Annotated in this window: 12 protein-coding genes; all 12 read left to right on the top strand. The window is 49.4% G+C overall.

The features are described 5' to 3' along the window. Positions 1–163 precede the first annotated feature (163 nt). The 12 genes from QM579_RS06490 (at position 164) to QM579_RS06435 (ending at position 19,984) form a co-directional block, all read left to right on the top strand. Positions 164–2,149, top strand: a complete 1,986-nt coding sequence (locus QM579_RS06490) for a glycosyltransferase (RefSeq protein ID WP_414998361.1) — start codon at positions 164–166, stop codon at positions 2,147–2,149. 51 nt (positions 2,150–2,200) lie between these two features. Further along, positions 2,201–3,370 carry an FkbM family methyltransferase gene (locus tag QM579_RS06485; protein WP_414998360.1) on the top strand — a complete coding sequence of 390 codons (1,170 nt, stop codon included), beginning with the start codon at positions 2,201–2,203 and terminating at the stop codon, positions 3,368–3,370. 20 nt (positions 3,371–3,390) lie between these two features. Beyond that, positions 3,391–5,337: a TIGR04326 family surface carbohydrate biosynthesis protein gene (locus tag QM579_RS06480; protein WP_414998359.1), complete on the top strand. Its 1,947-nt coding sequence runs from the start codon at positions 3,391–3,393 to the stop codon at positions 5,335–5,337. Positions 5,338–5,429: 92 nt separating this feature from the next. Next, positions 5,430–6,512, top strand: coding sequence for a class I SAM-dependent methyltransferase (locus tag QM579_RS06475; RefSeq protein ID WP_414998358.1), 1,083 nt, complete (start codon positions 5,430–5,432; stop codon positions 6,510–6,512). After that, positions 6,461–8,542 (top strand): glycosyltransferase family 2 protein, encoded by a 2,082-nt coding sequence (locus tag QM579_RS06470; RefSeq protein ID WP_414998357.1) that lies wholly within the window; start codon positions 6,461–6,463, stop codon positions 8,540–8,542. Before QM579_RS06475 ends, QM579_RS06470 begins: the two co-directional genes overlap by 52 nt. A 699-nt stretch (positions 8,543–9,241) precedes the next feature. Next, positions 9,242–10,954 (top strand): diguanylate cyclase domain-containing protein, encoded by a 1,713-nt coding sequence (locus tag QM579_RS06465; RefSeq protein ID WP_414998356.1) that lies wholly within the window; start codon positions 9,242–9,244, stop codon positions 10,952–10,954. 579 nt (positions 10,955–11,533) lie between these two features. After that, positions 11,534–12,775, top strand: a complete 1,242-nt coding sequence (locus QM579_RS06460) for an NAD(P)/FAD-dependent oxidoreductase (protein WP_414998355.1) — start codon at positions 11,534–11,536, stop codon at positions 12,773–12,775. 12 nt (positions 12,776–12,787) lie between these two features. Beyond that, complete coding sequence (locus tag QM579_RS06455; protein WP_414998354.1) at positions 12,788–13,456, top strand: DUF1641 domain-containing protein; 669 nt, start codon at positions 12,788–12,790, stop codon at positions 13,454–13,456. Between the two features lie 138 nt (positions 13,457–13,594). Continuing rightward, positions 13,595–13,942: a hypothetical protein gene (locus tag QM579_RS06450; protein WP_414998353.1), complete on the top strand. Its 348-nt coding sequence runs from the start codon at positions 13,595–13,597 to the stop codon at positions 13,940–13,942. Positions 13,943–14,154: 212 nt separating this feature from the next. Then, positions 14,155–15,984: an SLC13 family permease gene (locus QM579_RS06445; protein ID WP_414998352.1), complete on the top strand. Its 1,830-nt coding sequence runs from the start codon at positions 14,155–14,157 to the stop codon at positions 15,982–15,984. 501 nt (positions 15,985–16,485) lie between these two features. Further along, the gene (gene hutW, locus QM579_RS06440; protein ID WP_414998351.1) at positions 16,486–17,907 is read left to right on the top strand and encodes a heme anaerobic degradation radical SAM methyltransferase ChuW/HutW; all 1,422 of its coding nucleotides are present in this window, start codon (positions 16,486–16,488) and stop codon (positions 17,905–17,907) included. Further along, on the top strand, positions 17,891–19,984 hold the full coding sequence (locus tag QM579_RS06435) for a TonB-dependent receptor plug domain-containing protein (protein WP_414998350.1): 2,094 nt from the start codon (positions 17,891–17,893) through the stop codon (positions 19,982–19,984). The genes hutW and QM579_RS06435 overlap by 17 nt, the downstream gene beginning before the upstream one ends. Positions 19,985–20,051 lie beyond the last annotated feature (67 nt).

The following is a 20,051-nucleotide window of genomic DNA, read 5'->3' as shown; positions in this document are numbered from 1 at the left end:
TTTACGGTACGGCCCAAGAAAAGGCTACCGCCCCAACGAATTTTTTGATCCCCTTCTGTACCTGGGCGCGTTTCCGCATGTTCTTGCCACCAGGTGCAATCCCCTGCTCCACTTTTTGCAGAATCTGGATAAAGATTTTTATGCCAACAGTGTTGATCAGGATATGCAACTACCGCAGTACAGCACGCCGCCCCTTACGGTTCTTATGACAGTTTTCAACGGTGAAGCGCACCTGAAAGAAGCCGTGGAAAGCATTCTGGACCAGACATTTTCCAACTTCATATTTCTTATTCTCGACAATGCGTCTGATGATGCCACGTCGTCCATTCTGGCCGAATACGCGCGCAGGGATTCGCGCATCCGGGTTGTGACAAACGAGAAAAATCTTGGCCAGACGGGCGCTCTTAACAAGGGACTTGCCTTAACGGATACTCCGTATGTGGCCCGAATGGACGCGGACGACATAGCCCTGCCCCATCGCTTTTACCGCCAGCTTGCTTTTATGGAAGCCCATCCAGAAGTGACGGTTCTTGGTGGCAGCATCCTCGGCATCAATAAGGACGGGGGCCAAAATGGCTGGTCATGGCGCCCACCCTGCACACCTGAAATGATCAGGCTTGAAATGACCACATGGCAGGGACGCGCTATACCCCACCCAGCGGCCATGCTCCGCACACAAGCGCTTAAAGAAGTGAAGGGATACTGCCCGGCGCTGAACTATGTACAGGATTACGATCTTTGGCATCGCCTGCTGGAAAACGGCTGCGCCATCGCAAGCTTAGCGGGTGAACCTTTGTTGCTGTACAGGCAGTATGAACGTGCCAATTCAGCCAGAAACGCCATAAAGGCACTGGAACATGTACTTGCGCTCATAGCCTGTGACAAACGGAATAATGGTGAACCAGATCCCCTGAAACACATAACGGAACCCACCATAGAACTGGCGCAAAGCTTGCTTTCCCCGGACACATCCGGCGCGTTTGCATGGCTTGCCTTGCTGCCGGAGATACAGAGCGAAGACAAGAAAGGACTCATAATCCCCGCTCTACGCAATGCCCTGCCCTATCCGAAAGCGATGCCAACGGACTTTCCGCTGGACGCCGTTTTGCGCTGGTATGCGGAACAGTATCCCGATGAAGCATGGCAGGCTATTACTCAGGCGGAACCTGCAATTAAAAAGAAGATGCAAAACAATCTCTCCAAGGTTGCCCTGCATTCGCCCTCAAGCTGCGCCTTGCTGCATACGCTTGTTCCACTGCCTGTTCCTCAGTGCATCCCTGTTCAAAACAGCAATATCTGCAACGCAAATTGTATTTTTTGCCAATACAGCCTGAATATTGATAAAAAACAGATCATGCCTTTTGAGCTCTTTAAAAAAATAGCTGACGATTTTCACAATGAAAAAAATGATGGAGTTATTCACTTTATTGGAACAGGTGAGGTTTTCACAGACAAAAATATTATTGAAAAAATAGCTTACGCCAAAAATCTTGGCCTCAAGGTATACATAACAACGAACGGAACACTTTTTCACAAGTGGAATCTTGTTGAAAGAACTCTGGATTTCCACCCGGAGCGTATTTATATCTCAACGCCAGGCTTTTCTGCAGAGGCTTATGCAACCCTGTTTGGGGTTAACAATTATGACGAATTTTTCCCTGCCCTTATCAAATTTTTTAAATATAAAGAAAAATACTGTCCACAGACCCATATTGGGTTTGGATTTCGGTCCAATCGCACGTATGAGGACGTCATTAACGATGATGATTACAAAAAACATGTAAAATATTTTGTTGATAATAATATCATCTTCAATGAGCTGAATCGGTTTGAGTTTGACAGCTGGTCTGGGCAAATTTTGGACAAGGCAGGTTCTGAAATAAAAATTGTCGACCACAGCAATACTCAAAGCCTGTGCAAAAAACTGTATACTCCACAATTGAGTGTACTTGCTGATGGAAGTTTGAAGTTGTGCGGATGCATATATATTAAAACAGAATATGACAGTATGGTTATTGGAAATCTTGCATCACAATCGCTTGCTGAATGCCTTAGTCAGCAAGCCATTCACACCTTGTTTAAAAACTATCTCCTTCACAAAGAAATACCAGAGATATGCCGCCGATGCACTCGAGGGCATGACAGATAATGCATCCGCTTTTTTGATTTTATACTGTTGCATACCGTTATACTATAGATAATGAATCAGAGCCAAGGATTGTTGCAAGATATAAAGGAGTGTATTGGCATGACGTCAATTAATAGCGCACCCGCCAACGAAGAGCAGCCGGACGAATGTTGGCCGGTATTTTCGGAGCCCACAGCTGAGGACTTGGCGTTGGTAACGCAATCCGGTCTCTTTGACGAAAAATGGTATCGGGCAAACTACCTGCTGGGCAGAGCAGAAGTAATGCCGCCCCTGATCCATTTTATGCGATACGGCCTGCGCAAAGGCTACAAACCCAACCCGCATTTCGACCCTCGACAGTATCTGGCTGAAAATCCTGAAGCCTTGCACAGCGGCATTAATCCGCTGCTGCACTACTGTATGTTTATGTCTGTATTTAACAGCCAGCTAGCTTCAAATCAAAACGGTCGCGTTTCCGAAGCCGCCCTGGAATCAATATGGTCACAAACCAGAAATGTCATTGTGGGTGATATTTCTCTTAAATTTCATCGCATTAATGCCGTTACCACGTATAGAATTGACTCTTTTTTTGAAAAAGAGCCAGAAACAATCGAGTGGCTTAATACATTTATTGACAATGCCGTATTTTGGGACGTGGGTGCAAATATCGGTCTGTATTCAATATATGCACAAAAAATGCGACACGCAAAAGTTTATGCATTTGAACCTTCAGTCTTTAACCTTGAACTGCTCGCCAGGCACGCCGCCATTAATACATGCCAACAAACAGATAATAAAATTTCCATCATACCGATGTGCTTAAGCGATTCGACAAAGTTTGGAGAATTTGAATTAAGCTATATGACTCACGGAGAGGCCTGCTCAACTTTTGCAGAGGGATACGATCAACATGGTAATACGCTGCAAAAATGCTTTGAATACACAATGCCGGGTATTACAGCCGATGCCCTTGTAGAGCTGTATGGCCTGGAAATTCCAGACTACATCAAGATCGATGTTGATGGCACAGAACACCTTATTCTTGCAGGAATGAAAAAACTGTTGGCATCGCCAAAAGTAAAAAGTGTTCTTGTGGAAACAAGTTTTGATTTTAATGAACATGCCTCTATGATTAATGCAATCCTTGATAATTCTGGATTTACGCTTGCAGTACGCGCCCATGCTGATTTTTATGATACATCACCTTACCGCAACACCTATAACTGCATCTGGACCAGATAATAATAACACAATAGTGCCATATGGAATGTTTACATATTGTTGACGAAATGCCGCAGCCTCAATGTGTCGGCAAAATACTTCTATGGGACCGTTTTTCAGAGAACGATCACATAGACAGCATTCTTGACCACCAGGAGGACTATGCTGATGAAACTCGTGAAGAGTTTCTTCGTTTTGTTCACAATTTTGGCGAATATTCCATTGATGGCAGCCCGTTGCGGAACCATCTCCGTCTGCCCGACGGCTTTTCCCTCTGGTGGTTGACGCAAATCTTTGAACGGCATCCGGCTTTTTTGGGCCCCAACCTGTTTGAAATTTTCAAGCTGCGCACGCTGGAACACCTGCTACTGGATATACAACCCTCTTTTGTCTGCCTGCACTCAACAAATGTGCAACTGGCAAAGACAATGAGCGAGCTTTGCAAAAGTCTGGATATCCCTTTCGAGCAGCGTGCCCCTGCGCCAGCCGCAGAAGAGCATGAACTACAGGCATGCGGTCACACTCTCCCAAGCTGTAAAAATTCTGCCGCATCAACATACTCAACGCACCCCCTTGCTGCATGGCGGAGGATACTGGCCCGATTCCGCCGCAGCGCAATGGCAAACCGGGCCATCAACGCATTTCAGGTCACGCGTCAGGCATGGCGCTGGTGGCGTGACGTGCGTTCCCTCTTCCCCGCCGCGCCTACGGTTGTCAGGCAGCCCGGCCTGCTGCTCGGCACGTGGTTTCCCAATGTAGATGCAAAGGCGGCAAAGCAGGAACGGTTTCGCTCAAAATACTGGGAGGATGTACACGACATTCTCCCAAACTGCGGCAACCCCGTTCACTGGTTTTTCATTCACGGTGATCCGCCAGACAAAGCACCGGAAAATATCCGCCTGCGTGATGCCTTTATGCAAAACGAGCCCGGCGATACGGATATGACCTTTCTGGAAGAATGCATAACCCTCCGGGGCGCAGTGCGGGCATGGCTGTCGGCCATGCTTGTGGCATGGAAGGCTCGGGGGCTCTTGCAGCATTTGCCTGCAACCATGCAATGGCCCAATTCACATCTGAACGTGTACCCTCTACTGGCCGGAATCTGGAAGGACTCCACGCAGGGCGTCCACCTGATGAGAATGTGTTTTGCCCTGGAAGGCATACAGCATTACTGTGCGCTGGTTGGCCCGCAGCATACCGTAATAACATCATCTGAACTGCAATTTTGGGAACGGCTGCTTTTCCGCGAACAGCGCAATCTTGGCTGCAAACACATCTATGCTGCCCAGCATTCTGTTATCCGGTCTGCGGATTTCCGTTTTTTTATATCTCCAGCCACTTGGGATATTGCCGAATTTTGCGCACTCATGCCCGACAAATTTTTCTGCAACAGTGATGGGGCGTATCAGGCCATGCGCAAAAGCGGTTTTCCGGAGCAGTCACTCGGCATGCTGGAAGCCACACGCTTTATCTGCAGCGCAACGTCAGCGCCAACTCTGCCCGCCGTTCCATACAGTCGCATTCTTGTTGCAACTTCTTACTTCAAACAGGAAGCGCTACGCACATTGACCCTTCTGGCGCAAGCCATGCGCCTGTCAAACCATCCGCTCATGGACAATGTACGCATCAAGCCGCACCCGTACCTTCCTGTAGACTCAATGCTGCGCCAACTGTTTATTGTCCCGCCCAGCCTGGTTTCTGGAGCGATTGAAGACCACATGACGCCAGGCACGGTTGTATTGGCTGACAGCGCAACCTCTGTAGGATTGCTGGCCTGTTGCAAAGGGCTGCCGCTTATAGAATGCGCCTCGGAAAACAATTTTGACATGAGCATTACGCAAGGCGTACCCGGTAGAGTTACCGTCAAAAATGCACATGAACTGGTTCGGGCTTTGCACACCATTAAGCCGACTCAGGCAAACAGTTTTTTTTGCACAACACCCGGCATGCCGCGCTGGCATAACCTGCTTTCAGGGCAAAATTTTTGATCAAATAAATTTCAGCGCCGCAGAATCCTTTTATTTTATTCGCGCACGGCACAGCGCTCACTCTCTATATAAGACCACACAAAGGTACTATCATGAGGCGTTCATACCAATGGCACTGGCACTATATTCCATTCTTTTCTTTTGCAGAGCTTTCATTTTTCAAAATTGCTGGAACCTCATTTTATAGTTCTTTTTATGAAGAATTCCAAAAAAGATACACTTCTCCAGATAAACTGAGTGAACCCTACAAATTATTCAAAGAAGAATCTCTTGAAAATATTCTCCAGCACATAGATATAAAAGATAAAAAAAAAGTTTTAAGCATCTCCTGCGGCAATGGATATGTTGAATACAGATTATTGCAAGAAAGGCCAAACACAACAGTATACTGCACTGAATTGTCCGACAACATTCCTTCATTTTTAGATAAAAAGTTTTTAAAAGAAAACTTACGTGTTGGATTTGTTCCAAAGTGCCTTAAGAAAGAAGAAAAATTTGACATTATATGTATTATTGAAGTTGATTATACACTCACAAATGCACAGTGGGTGACTCTCTTGAAAGATATCCGGCACTACCTGAATGATGACGGAATAATAACAATACATTCAACATACCAACGTCATTCTTTTTCTTCATTCAGATGTATTGAGCAGCCTATTGCAAACATGAAAGCACTGTTTAGCCATTTTATACTTAAAAAAAATACTCAATTCTGGGGATGGAAAAGGTCAATACAAGAACATTTATCTCTGTGTGAAAAGGCCAATTTGCCTGAAGTTGATATCAAGACAAAAGGCGAAGCATTAATACTGACATATTACAAAGAAAAATACAGTACCAGGAACAAAATGCTGTTGTCCTGTTACCTCAGCATGGCTGAAAGGATGCATGGCGAACAAGTCTGGTTCTGGGGTGCGGGTGCAGCATATAAATACTACAGGCAAAGCCTTGCATGCCTTTGCCCCCAAGGCATGATCCTGTCGCCAGAATTTGCGCAGAACACTCCCGCAATAGACGGTATGCCAGTGATTTCACCAGCAACCGCGGCGGCCCGGGGCAAACAACTGCCTATAATTTTATTCACGCGCGCGCAGCATCAAGATATAATGCTAGAACAAATATGGGCATATTTTGGAAGCAATGCGCAAATACACCCGGTCATCTTGTATTAAAATCGGCAGACATCACCATGATAAAAAAAATATTTCTCTATTCCGGGATTCATGAGCAGTTATTTTTCTCATTTATTAACAATAATTTTCCTGCAACATTCGCGGATCAAGGGATTTATTACGCTGAAACCATTTGCTCAACAACGCACAGCTCCCTCTATGTCACAAAACTAAATGAGCTGTGCCAAAAATCCGGAGACTGCAGACTACCAGCAGCCCTTCGAGATATTGAAAAAAGTGCAGCAAATCTCAAGGCGCACTCGCTGATACTTGGCCTTTTTTCCATCCGGCCAAGAGTATACGCTTTTCATAACCTTGTTCGTGCATGCAAACATGTTTTTCCCGATGCAGCACTGCATATTATTCTCGACAGTTCTCAACGCGATGATGCAATATTTGAACTTTATTATTCGTATACCGCCTTTAGATTTTATACACTTGAAATTAATAGATTTTTCAATGCGCGATCAAGTTTTTGTGAAAATAATTTCAGTTATTTTATAAAATACGCAATGCAGGCTTTTGATTCAAAAAATCGGACGGTTGGTACGATTCAAGATATTGCAGAGCTGATACATGTAGATGTAAAAAATTCTTTGCAGCTAATGGACAAACAACATTTATGCTTTCCCTGCATCCCGCGCGAAGTTCTCAGTTTCGCTCAGACAACGCTTGGCGAAAACACCCTTCCGTTACCTCCGACTACTGTTTTTCACTGGCCCTCGCAGCTTCACAAGTTTTTTAACAGCAACTATGCCGCCTCCCCTCATAGCCTGCTTGGGCCCAAACGTCGCACCGAACTGCTGGAACAGCGCGAGGCAGATAATATGGAAGCGGCCCGGTTACTGGGCTCGGAGCGCCTGTTTGACGACCCTTTGCCGGAACCAGATTGGGAACCGTTTTTGGGCCTGGATGAAACAACAGCCTTTAACATAGCCCGACAACTGGATACGGACTTTGCTCAGGCGCGCATGGCTGAGATGGATGCGGTACCGACGCACTTTCTGCAACACGATCAACGCATTGTGCGCCAGGCGCTGCACGATGCATGCGGCAACACCGCCGCACCGCTGCCTTCCTGCGTTGGCACCGAACCAGAACCGCGCTTGTCTGTCCTAACGCTTGCATACAACCACGCGGAATTTATTGCCCGGAATATTGAGAGCGTCATAGCCCAACAAACCAGCTTTCCTGTCCAGCATATTATTGCCGACGATGGCTCATCCGACGACACGCAAAAGATAATTTTGGACTATGCAGGCAGATACCCGCACATTGTCCCCGTGTTCCGCAAAAATAGGAGCAAACCCGGCTGGCGAAATGTTCAGGCCCTGTTTGAAATGTGCCGCACGGAATATGCAGCTCTGTGCGATGGAGACGATTATTTTACCGACCCCAGCAAACTGCAAACGCAGGTTGATTTTCTTGATCTGCATAAAAACTGTGCCCTGTGTTTTCACCCGGTAAAGGTTGTGTATGAGGACGGCACAGAGCGCGAGCGCATTTACCCCCCGGTTGAAGAGCTTCCGCGCGGTATAAGACCTTTTTATTATTTGAGCGACCTGCTCAAGTGCAACCTCATCCAGACCAATTCTGTCGTGTACCGATGGCGCTTTCGCAATGGCCTGCCCGAATGGTTCCGGCCTGACTGCTGCCCAGGCGACTGGTACTGGCATCTTCTGCACGCGGAAACAGGAAAAATTGGCTTCATTAACAAGATCATGAGCGTGTACAACAGGCATCCAAAAGGCATTTATTATCTTTCAGAAGTAGATCATCTTAAACACCGGGCGAATGTTGGCCTGAAAGAAATTGAAGCCTATGACATTATCAACAGTCACTTTGAAAATAAATACGAATCAATTTTACTGGATCTTGTTAACGGAGTGTTTGCCGACTGCCTGATGTACGACTCCACCAGAGGACAGGATGACAAGTTTAAGCCTATTTTGCCTTCTTTGGCAGAAAAATACCCCAATTTTGCCCGCAATTTTCTAAAATCATTGAAAATAACGAATGCAGGAAAATAACTTTGAGTGCCAGCAGCAAGCACTTAATCGGTCTCAGGGGCTAAAATCCATCATCCGCCAAGGCCAACCGCCCACGGCCAATTTACGCACCACGGGCTCTCAGAGCAGACGAATTACTACCACTCCTCGATTTGGTCTCTACAGCAAGGGGTGGCGAGGTAGCCCTCTGGCAGATGAGACTCATTTACAAAAAGGGCGAGGGAACGCCTCTACCCGACCTTTAGATGTTTTCCTCCGGAGCGGCTGTGCTGGAGCAGTTTTTTAGGAATATATTTGAGCAATACTGAACGATGTTTGGCCAAATGGTAAGACTGCACTGCAAATCAGCCGTATTTTGCGCCCCCCGTGACCAACCTGCGTAAGAATCTCCTTCTGAGCCGACTCTTTTCCCAGATAAGCCGTAAAATACAGCTCGCAATACACCCGGATGAGCCTCGCTCTACGCCCCCTGCGCACAAAAATAGCTTTCTTGTATAATTATCCAGACTGCCAACGCCCTCTCCCCCGGTAATCCTCCCATTTGGGATACACATGCCAGGCGGTAAACGGCAAACAGCCCGACTGATCTGCGATTGTTTTTTCGTACTTCCGAAAAGAGTTCCCATACTCTACTGGACATGGTACAAACTATTTTAGTATGTTTTTTATACTTGGCATGATTCCATTAAATGGAACATAGCGTTGCAATGGAGCAGTTTCATGTTTTTCCGTGTATTGCGGATCAGTCTCTATTCTGCAGAGCCACTACTTGAAGGCACATTCAAAGCTCTGCAGGCTGATGCTGATTTCAGGCACAAAATATCCTTCCACGCCGAAGTGCAATCACCTCCTGCGGAGGCTCAAGCCAAAGAAGATATCTATTTTCTTGGCCCAGAGCATCTTGTCTCATTGCCTGACCTCAAAAAAGCAGCCAAGCCCACAGCGCGGATTATTTTGATAGACTCCGCCGGGCAAGAAGCCACCCTGGCTGAAAGCTTGATCTCCCTTCTGGACGAGGTCTGGCCCTCAACGAACAACCGGGCAGTTATGGACATGCGCATCAAGAATCTGCTGAGCAACGCCCTGCTGAGCAAAAAATACACGTTGTTGCAGCACTGCCTGGAAACGGCCATTGATACTACCCCCGATCTGGTCTGGTTCAAAGACATACGCGGCGCGCACCTCAAGGTTAATGACGCGTTTTGCAGCGTTGTGGGAAAAAGCAAAAAAGATGTCACCGGGCGGGGGCACTATTACATATGGGATATTGAGCCGGACGAGTATGCTGATGGTGAATACGTCTGCCTGGAAACCGAAGAAGAAGTTATAGCGCGAGCTGAGACCTGCATATTTGATGAGATTGTAAAAACAAAAATGGGCATGCGTCAGTTTAAAACACGCAAATCACCCATATTTGATGAAGATGGAACAGTCATAGGCACAGTAGGCATTGCCTATGACATGACAGATATTACGAATTCGAGCGCCGAGGTTGATATAATCCTGCAAAACCTTCCTTTTGCCGCTATCATTCTGGACGCAAACAATAGGATCGTTAACACAAACCAAAAGTTCTTGGATTTTTTCCATTTCCAGAGTGCGGAAGAGATTATTGGCAGCTACCGCTCCCGCCTGCGCGATATTGCTATCAAAGAATATCGCATGAAGCAGATTGGAAACCGCCTTGAAGTGCGATCGTGGAACGAGGGAAAAGAAATAATTCTGGAATCGTACGAAAGAAAAATTCTGGATATATTTAAAAATCGCATCGGTCTGCTGGTTATATACAGAGACGTGACGAAGGAGCGTAACTCTCAACAAGAGTTGGAACTCAGCGCCAATACCGATGAACTCACCGGGTTGTTCAACAGAAGATATTTTTACAACAATCTGCCAGAAATCGGCCGGGCAGAAACATCGTTACTTTTTGTAGATCTGGATAACTTCAAGGACATCAACGATACTTATGGGCATCGTGCCGGAGACGACGCCTTGAAGTTGACGGCCCGGCTTTTACGGGAAAATTTTGCAGAAGCCCTCATTGCCCGCATGGGTGGCGATGAATTTGTTCTGTACTTGAAAAAAGCCCACACCGCGGAACAAGTGGTTGCGCGGGCACGCCAATTACAAAAAGCAATGGAAACCGTTTTTACGAAAGACACCCCCTGGGAAGGCCTTTCCGCCAGCATTGGAATAGTAGTAATAGATACGCCCGGTATCAGCAGAGATGAGATGGTCCGCCGTGGAGACATCGCCATGTACGAGGCGAAGCGCCTTGGAAAACACCGGGTGTGTCAGTATTCACCCGATATAGAGGCGCAACAGGCGGGATCACTTGACACGCTGTGCGCCAAACCGCGTTCATCGTGTCGACGGCTTGATGCACGTCGGGCAAAAAGCAGGCCGCCTGAATTCGCGCATGAAAAAGATTAACAGCACGGGCAAGTGTTCGTGAGGGCATCTTAAGCTGCCTCACAAAATCAAATCTTTCTGCTTCAACCAGATGTCCAAGAGGTTATGGAATTTTCCCCATAACCTCTTTTTGTCTCAGTCCGCAAAGTGAACAATTGTTGATAGTTAGCATACCCCTACACACGAATATCCGAACTAACACAATCCTTAAAAAATCTGCGGCTTCAGACATACGAATAGAATTTCGTGCTTGATCCTGTACTCTTCTTGATGCCGTAAGCCAGCATAACTTGTTTTTCCAATTTTTTTCGGAATTCAGATTTCGCTTTCCACAAATATCCCCTCCTAGAAAGCAAATCTTTTGCAAACAATCTACGCTTGTGCAAACAATATTGAGCAGCCTAAAACATACAAATATGGTATTAATTAAAGGATACATAATCAGTTTTATTGACGAATATGATGCAGACCGCAAATATTTATGCTAGACGTAGAAAAATACCATCTTACTATGATATCGGCCTGCAACAAAGTTGGTTGCGCGTAGTGAGGGAACCTTTTCAGTGCAAAAGATCTATACTTAACTTTGGGGTTAACTGTATGAAAAAATTGCTTATTCTTGGTGCTGGCGCTGGTGGAACCATGATTGCCACGAAGATGAGAAAGTTATTGAGCGAAAGAGAATGGGAAATAACTCTCATCGACCGCGATCCTATCCATCACTATCAGCCCGGTTGGCTGTTGGTTCCTTTCGGAGTCGACACTCCTCAGGGTTGTGTGCGCCCCAAGAAAGACTTTATCAGCCGCGGAGTTAATTTTGTCATCGACACGATTAACGCGGTTGATCCTATAGCCCGTAAGGTCGAATGCCAGAACAGCACCTACACATACGACTGGATCATCATCGGCACCGGCGCACGTATCGCCCCCGATGAAGTGCCTGGCATGCTGGACGACTGGGGCGGAAAAATCCACAACTTCTACACCCCCGACGGTGCTGCAGCTCTTTACGAAAAGATGAAGCACTTCAAAAAGGGCAGGCTCGTTCTGCACATTGCTGAAACGCCTATCAAGTGCCCTGTTGCGCCGCTGGAATTTGTGTACATGGCCGACTGGTACCTGCAGAAGATGGGTGTGCGCCAGAACGTTGAAATCGAACTGGTCACTCCTCTCACGGGCGCCTTCACCAAGCCTGTTGCCAACAACATTCTTGGCGCGCTGTGCGAACAGAAGGGCATCAAAGTTACGACCAACTGGACTGTGGACAGCGTTGAAGCCGACCGCGCGGTCATCGCGTCCGTGACCGGCGACGAAATCCCCTACGATCTGCTGGTGGCTATTCCCCCGAACCTGGGCCAAGAATTCCTCATCGACTCCGAAGTGTCCGACGTGACCGGCTATGTCGATACCGACAAGGAACTGCTGCGCGCCAAAAAGTTCGACAACATGTATGTTGTCGGCGACGCCACCAACGTTCCCGCCTCCAAGGCCGGATCTGTCGCCCACTTTGAAGTGGACGTGATTGCCCAGAACCTCATGTCTGACATTGAAGGAACTGACAATTACTACAAGTTTGACGGCCACACCAACTGCTTTATCGTCACGGGCTTTGAAAAAGCCTCTCTGATCGACTTCAGCTACGCCGTTGAACCCCTGCCCGGCATGTTCCCCCTGCCCGGCGTTGGACCCTTCGAGCTGCTGGGCGAAAGCCACATCAACTACTGGGGCAAGCTCATGTTCAAGTGGGTGTATTACAACCTCATGCTGAAAGGTCATGAGCTTCCGTTTGAGCCCAACATGTATCTTGCAGGGAAAGATACCTCCTTGCTGCGCAACAAGTAGGTTGGAGGGGATATGACACCTGAAGATAAAATCCTCGAGCGTTTGAACGCCATTGAAGATCGGCTTGCCGATCTTCAAGCAAGCAAAGAAAACAGCAGTATGCTGATGGAACAACTGACCCCCATCGGCAACCACGCTTTTCGTCTTATTGTCGAAGAGATGGAAATCCTCAATGGCCGGGTTACGCTTGACGACATTCTGGATCTGGCTAGAAAGGGCCTGCTGACTGTCCCCAGGCTCACCTGGCTGCTCGACCAGATAGAAAACGCCACTGACCTGTGGCACGTGCTTCATCCCGCTGTTGGCCAGACCTTCCCGCACATCGTTGAAAAGATGGGCGAGTGGGAACAAAAGGGTGTGTTCAAAAAGGCTGCCGCGCTCAAAGACGCTGGCGGAAACCTGCTGGACACGATGAGCCCCGAAGACATTGCCAAAACAGGTGAAGGCCTCGCTTTTGCGACCACCCTGTTGCAGCGCCTTGCCGACCCCAAGCTGCAGAGCAAGATCACCGCAATGATCGAGATGATGAGCACCATCGACACGTCAAACGCGAAACCCGCTGGCGTGATGAGCATGATTGCTACACTGCGCAGCCCTGAAGGCAAACAGGCTCTGGGCCTCATGATGGAAATCATGAAGGCTGCGGGCAAATTCTCTGCTGAAGGGAATTCGTCCAAGTAGCTCTGGATATACAAAAGAGGCGGGCCGCCAAAACGGACGCATGCTGGAAAACGGAACACTGATTCCGTACGGGCATGGGTTCAGATTGGTGGCTCGCCTTTTTTGTGGACGCACGGGTTTGTTCGCAACCCGGATAAAATGCGCCGTAACTTCCAAAAGCAGACCGCAACCGCCCAGCAACGCATCTGTTTTTTGAGCGACGGCTGCCTGCCCCTGACCACCAGAGCAGGCAAAGCTGCTATTGCGCATTATCCATCAGTGCAATTCTTCGTGAATCATCAAAGCTTCAGGCAACATTTGTTTCTGCCGCCTTTCCCCCGGCCAGCAAGCTTCCATTTTCAAAACTGGCAAAACTGGCAATTGCACCTCAACCTGAAAGTATCGTCAGATCCCGGTTTTCAATTCAATTACACTAGCAGCAGTTTCCTTTGTATATCTGCATCTACTCTCTATATTGCTTCATGCCGCCAATGCCGTAACGTATAAAACAAACAGTGTTTTATACCGTGGCAACTTGCCTGACGGGCTTGTATTTAATCCTGTTTTAGTGAAAGCTGGCAGAGCAGTCTTCATTTACATATCATCTTGCATGGTGCATTGCCTGATGCCTGACATGGCTTTTATTTCAATCTGCCCAAAGGGGCATGCCAGCCACCAAAAGGCCGCCACGCACAACTTTTCGGCTGTGGAGATTTTTTATGCTTACCTATGACATGGCCGCCACGCTCATGATACTTGCGGGCGCTGTCATTTTGCTCGTTACAGAAGTCCTGCGCAATGACGTTGTGGGCATACTTGTTATACTGGCGCTGACACTCAGCGGCGTACTCACCATTGAGGAATCGCTTTCGGGATTCTCCAGCACAACGGTGATCATCATCAGCTGTATGTTCATTGTGGGCAAAGCCATCATACACACTGGCATAGCGCAGCGTGTGGGCGATGCCATCATCCGGCGGGGCGGCAGAAATGAAACACGCCTGCTGACAATGATTATGGGGGCAGCGGCTACCGTTGGCGCGTTTATGAGCTCCACTGCCACAGCCGCCATTTTTATCCCCATAACGCTTTCCGTTGCAGAAAAAACCCATATCAATCCCAAGCGCCTGCTCATGCCGCTGGCCGTCGCCTCTCTTATCAGCGGCATGATGACGCTGGTGGCCACCACGCCGAATATTATCGTCAACGGCATACTGAGAGAGCGCGGGGTGGAAGTGCTGGGGTTTTTCAGCTTTACCCCCTTTGGCGTGCTTATACTGCTGCTGGCAATTGGCTTCATGCTGCTGTTCGGACAGAACATGCTGGCCTCCAGAGATTCGCGCATCGAGCACAAAAAAGGCCTTTCCATTGATGACCTGCTGCGCCATCACGAAATCAACAAATGCCAGTATCTTTTGCGCATCCCGGATGGTTCCAGCCTTGTGGACCGCAGTGTTGCGCGCATGCAGCTCAGCGCTCGCTATGGCATAACCCTGCTTGCCGTGGAAAGCACAGAACACGGCAGAAAAAGAGTCATCGCAGCCGCAAAACCCGAAATGGTACTGGAAGCTGGCGATCTGCTCATGCTTATCGGCACGGAAGCACAGCTGGAAGCCTTTATTGAAGCCTTTTCTCTGGAAAAAATTTCCGCCTCCGCCACAAGAAGGAGGAGTTTTTTTCAGGTAGTGGGGCTTGCAGAAGTGATGCTCAACCCTGAATCGTCACTCATTGGCAAATCCCTGAAAGAAACTCTTTTTCAGACGACATTTCAGAGCATGGTGCTGGGCATACGCCGCAAGGGCAAAACCCTGACAGAAGAACTGGCGGATATTCCCCTCAAATTTGGTGATGTGCTGCTGGTCTGCGGAGCGTGGGCCGACATTCTGCGTATGGAGCGCAACAAGAGCCAGTACCTGCTGCTCACACTGCCGCAGGACTATAAAGAAGTCATTCCTGCGCCCCAAAAAGAAAAAATCACTCTCGCCATTATGGGCGTTATGGTTGCACTTATGGCTTCCGGCCTGCTGCCGCCCGTAACAGCCATTCTGGCTGCCACTGCCGCACTGGTGCTTGTGCATTGCGTCCCCAAAAGCTCCATCTATGAAGTGGTAGACTGGCAAACCATCGTCATGCTTGCCGGCATATTGCCTCTGGTTTTGGCATTGCAGAAAACAGGGGTACTGTCGTTGGCCTCGGATGGCGTCATCAGCATTCTGGCAGGCAGCGGTCCGTTCCCTATTCTGGCAAGCCTCTTTCTTCTGGCAGCCATACTGGGCTTTTTTCTGTCTGGCTCGGCAGTGGCGATTCTTGTTGCTCCAATGGCGGTGGATATTGGCCTGAAGCTCGGCATCAGCCCGCAGGCCTGCGCAATGTCGGTAGCCATAGCCAGCTCTGCGGTCTTTGTGTCCCCTCTTGGATCCGCAGTGCACCTGCTGGTGCGTGACCCCGGCGGCTACACCAACAAGGATTACGCCAAGGTTGGCGCTCCTTTGCTTGGCCTGGCACTGCTGGCAACATTGCTTTTATGCTGGTTTTTCTATTTACGATGATTTTCATCCCACCAGACATGAGCGCCTTGTGAAGGGCAGTTTATCACTGAAAACGTATAACTGCCCTTGATGCAAACGGCCAACAGCAACTGCCCCCTGACAACAGGGGGCTTTTTTTGATCGATAGCACCTTCATTGGCATCAGCATCAGTCCCGCCATTGCGCAGACAAACCACACCCGTGGAGACGCTGCTGCCCAGCGCCTCCACCCGAGGGAAACACTGTGGGCAGAACCACAAGCCTCTCGTAATTTTTCAAATTCATAATGCTTCATAACGCCCATAAATACTTCTACTGATCGCTATATTTGCCTGATGACAGGATCTGGCAGAAGGCAACGGGCATCTTTCATATTCATATCATTCTGAAATTAAAAATAAAAAAATAGAAAATAAAAAACATAAAAAAGCAATTGACATTCGATTTCATTTTTGTAGACTCGTCTAAACAAATTAGACAAGACTAACTTACTGGGCAGCCCGACCCCACAAAGGAAGGATCATGCAATTCGATACGCACAACTCTCATGCACCAGCGCAAAACTCTAATTCCAAGCAAACTGGTTTGAAATCTCTCAAGCGCCCTAGCCCCGAAAAATACTTTGCCAAAGAAGGCGTTTCTGCCCTTCCGCACGCCTTTGAAGGCAAAATTGCCATGCACCCTGGCATGGGCGGCGGCTCCACGCCTGCCGAAGAAATACAACCCCTCATTACCTCGCTTTTGCAAAAACCCTTGCAGGGCAAAACCGTGGCCTACATTCATGTGCCGTTTTGCCAGACCCACTGCCTGTACTGCGGGTTCTACAACAAACCTTACCGCGCGGATGAAAGCGCCCAGTACGCCGAAACCCTGCTGGCCGAACTGGCCTTGTGGCGCGACAGCCCGGCCGCGCAGAGTACCCCTGTGCATGCCGTGTATCTTGGCGGCGGTACCCCCACCGCTCTGGAAGCTGAAGATCTCGAGCGTATTCTCACGGCCACTCGTCAAAGCCTGCCACTGGCCAATGACTGCGAAATAACCGTCGAAGGGCGGCTGACCAACTTTGACGCACGCAAAATGGAAGCCTGCTTTGCCGGGGGCGCCAACAGGTTTTCGCTGGGCGTACAGAGCTTCAATACCGAAATCCGCCGCTCAATGGGCCGCCTTGGCACCAGAGAAGACATGGTCCGCGGGCTTGAGTTGCTCATGAGCTACGATCAGTCGGCGGTTATTGTGGACCTCATTTACGGTTTTCCCAGACAGGATATGGACTGCTGGCTTGAAGACATTGCCTTTACCCAGTCCCTCAACCTTGACGGCGCTGACTGCTACCAGCTCAACGTGTATGGCCAGACCCCGCTGGGCAAAGCCATTGAAAGCGGCAGTATTCCACCCTCTGCAAATATACCTGCACAGTCTGCTATGTTTGAGGCCTCGGTAGAGGCCATGACCGAAGCGCGCTACCGCCGTTTGTCCATCAGCCATTGGGCGCGTACCTCCAGAGAGCGCAACCTGTACAACCTCTACGTCAAAGGTTCCGCCAACTGCCTTGCTTTCGGGCCCGGCGGCGGCGGTAACTTTGCCGGAAACTTCTATATCAACACCCCTGATTACGACTCCTGGCGTCAGCAGGTGGCTGAAGGCCGCAAGCCCGTGAGCATGCTTCAAAAGCCGTCCTCCCACTATGCCCTGTTCAGAGCCGTGGCCGAAGATATGGAGCAAGGCTGTCTGAACCTGTCCGCCCTTGAAGACCGCTTTGCCCTGCCCCTTTACGACATCTGGTCCCCCCTGCTGAGCCAATGGCAGCGCGCGGGCTTGCTGGTGTGTGATCGGGGCCGCGCTGTGCTGACTATGGCCGGGCAGTTCTGGCAGGTGAATCTTTCACAATTGTTGCTCAACTATCTCAAACTCATACTGGAGGAAAACGATGATCTTGCTGCGTAGTTTACGCAGGCATGCTCTCCCCCTGGGTCTGGCCGGGGCACTGTTCTGGAGCGCCTCTGCCCATGCCGAACCTCTTCAGACCGATACCGTCAAGGTATCAGCATCGCGCGTTGAAAAAGAGCTGCTGGACGTGCCTATGGCCGTAAGCGTGGTGACAGAAGAGGAAATAAAGTTTTCTCCTGCGGCCACGGTAGGCGGAATTTTGCAGGACATTCCCGGCGTGCAGGTCGTCAACTCCGGGGCGCAGGGCTTGAAGCGCATCGCCATTCGTGGCGAAAGCCCCAACCGGGTGCTGGTGCTTATTGACGGGCAGAAAATTGCTGAAAACAAGTCTATGGATGGCACCGCCCTGCTTGTGGACCCTGCCATGATTGAAAGAATTGAGGTCATCAAGGGACCGGCCTCGGTGCTTTACGGTTCCGAAGCTATGGGCGGCGTTATCAACATCATTACCAAGAAGGGCGGCACAAAGCCCATTCAAGGGCAGATAACCACCAGCTACAACGGCTCCACACGAGGCTTTGACGAAAGCCTTTCGCTGTACGGAGGGTACGAAGGACTCAAGTACCGCGTCACCGGGGCCAATACCTACCAGTACAACCTGTCCACCCCTGATGGCGAAGCCCAGCATTCCAAGTTCAAGCAGCAGTCCGGCTCGGCCTTTCTGAGCTATGACTTCAACCCTCACCTTACGGTTGGCGGTCTGTACGAACAGTTTTACAGTGAAATTCTGGCTGGCGACACAAGCACTCCCAACTTCTATGTTGATATTTCCCCCTGGGAACGCAAAAAAGCCGCCGTCTTTGTAGAAGCCAAGGATATTGCATTCTTTCTGCCGCGCCTGCGCATGGATGCCTTCTGGCAGCACAGCCGGAAAAAAATGCTCAACCATGTGGAATCGACGAGCGGCAGCACTTCCGTATTGATGGACAACTACGCCAACAATAAAAACGAGCAGTGGGGCGCGAGCCTCCAGTCCGACTGGTCCATTGGCGAAAAAAACTACCTTATTACGGGCTACGAGTTCAACCGGGACGGTCTGGACGCCAAAACCGACACGGACATGACCATGGCCCCCTCCCCCATGATGAAAATCATGACTGACAGCCACTACAAGTACAAGGGGCATATGGACACCCACGCCCTGTACGCGCTGATGGAAAGCAAGCTGCCCTGGGACTTCACGTTGTCCTACGGAGTGCGCCAGACCTGGGTAAGCTCGCACATGGGCACAGCTAGCGGCTGGCAGAGCAAAAAAACCTCAATGTCGCCCAATACCACCATCAGCGACATAAACGCTGGATCTACTGGCGACACATGGGAATCGCAGCCGGTGTTCAACGCTTCGCTCATGTGGCAGGGCATTGACAACCTGACCTTGCGCGCGGGTTTTTCGCAAGGATTCCGCGTACCCAACCTGCAGGAAAAGTACGTCATTTCCAGCATGGGCGGTGGCACGGTATATCCCAACCAGGATCTCAAGCCTGAAAAATCCAACACCTGGGAAGTGGGCGCACGCTACTACGCCCACGGCCTCAGCCTTGACGTCACAGGCTTCTATACCGTGGCCGACGACTATATTTCATCAATGCAGACTGGCACCAATCTGTACCACTACCAGAACGTCAGCCAGGCCAAAACTCACGGCGTTGAATTCAGCGCAGGCTACGATCTGCCCTTCGGCTTCACGCCCTACATCGACGTTACCTGGATGAAACGCCAGTTTGACAACGGCAACTACACCACGTGGAAAACCGGCACGCCGGAATGGACGGGCCGTACTGGTGTTCGTGCGCTCTACCCCGTCAATGAAAATCTGGACATTATGGGCGACGCCTACATCCGCTTTGCCAGCAAAACCGAACAAGAAAGCGGCACCGCTACCCGCACCGTATACTCCAATGATTCCTGGACCACAGCCAACGCCATGCTGGGAGTGAAGTTCGGTTCTGAAAAGCAGTATGCCATTGTTGGTGAAGTGCTCAACATCTTTAATGAAAAGTATGCGCTCAATACGGGCAACTCCATCTATGAGCCCGGCGTGCATGCCAATATCAAGGTCAGTGTAGAGTTTTAATAATCGGGCCCGTCTCTTTCTGGCATTGAATTTCATATTCAATTCCTATAAGAGACGGGCCAGGAGA

Origin of the sequence: Desulfovibrio sp., assembly GCF_047607245.1 — a bacterium.
In the GTDB taxonomy this organism is placed as follows: Bacteria; Desulfobacterota; Desulfovibrionia; order Desulfovibrionales; family Desulfovibrionaceae; genus Desulfovibrio.
Note: the sequence above shows the minus strand (reverse complement) of the source record. Positions and strands in the feature narration are given on the sequence as shown.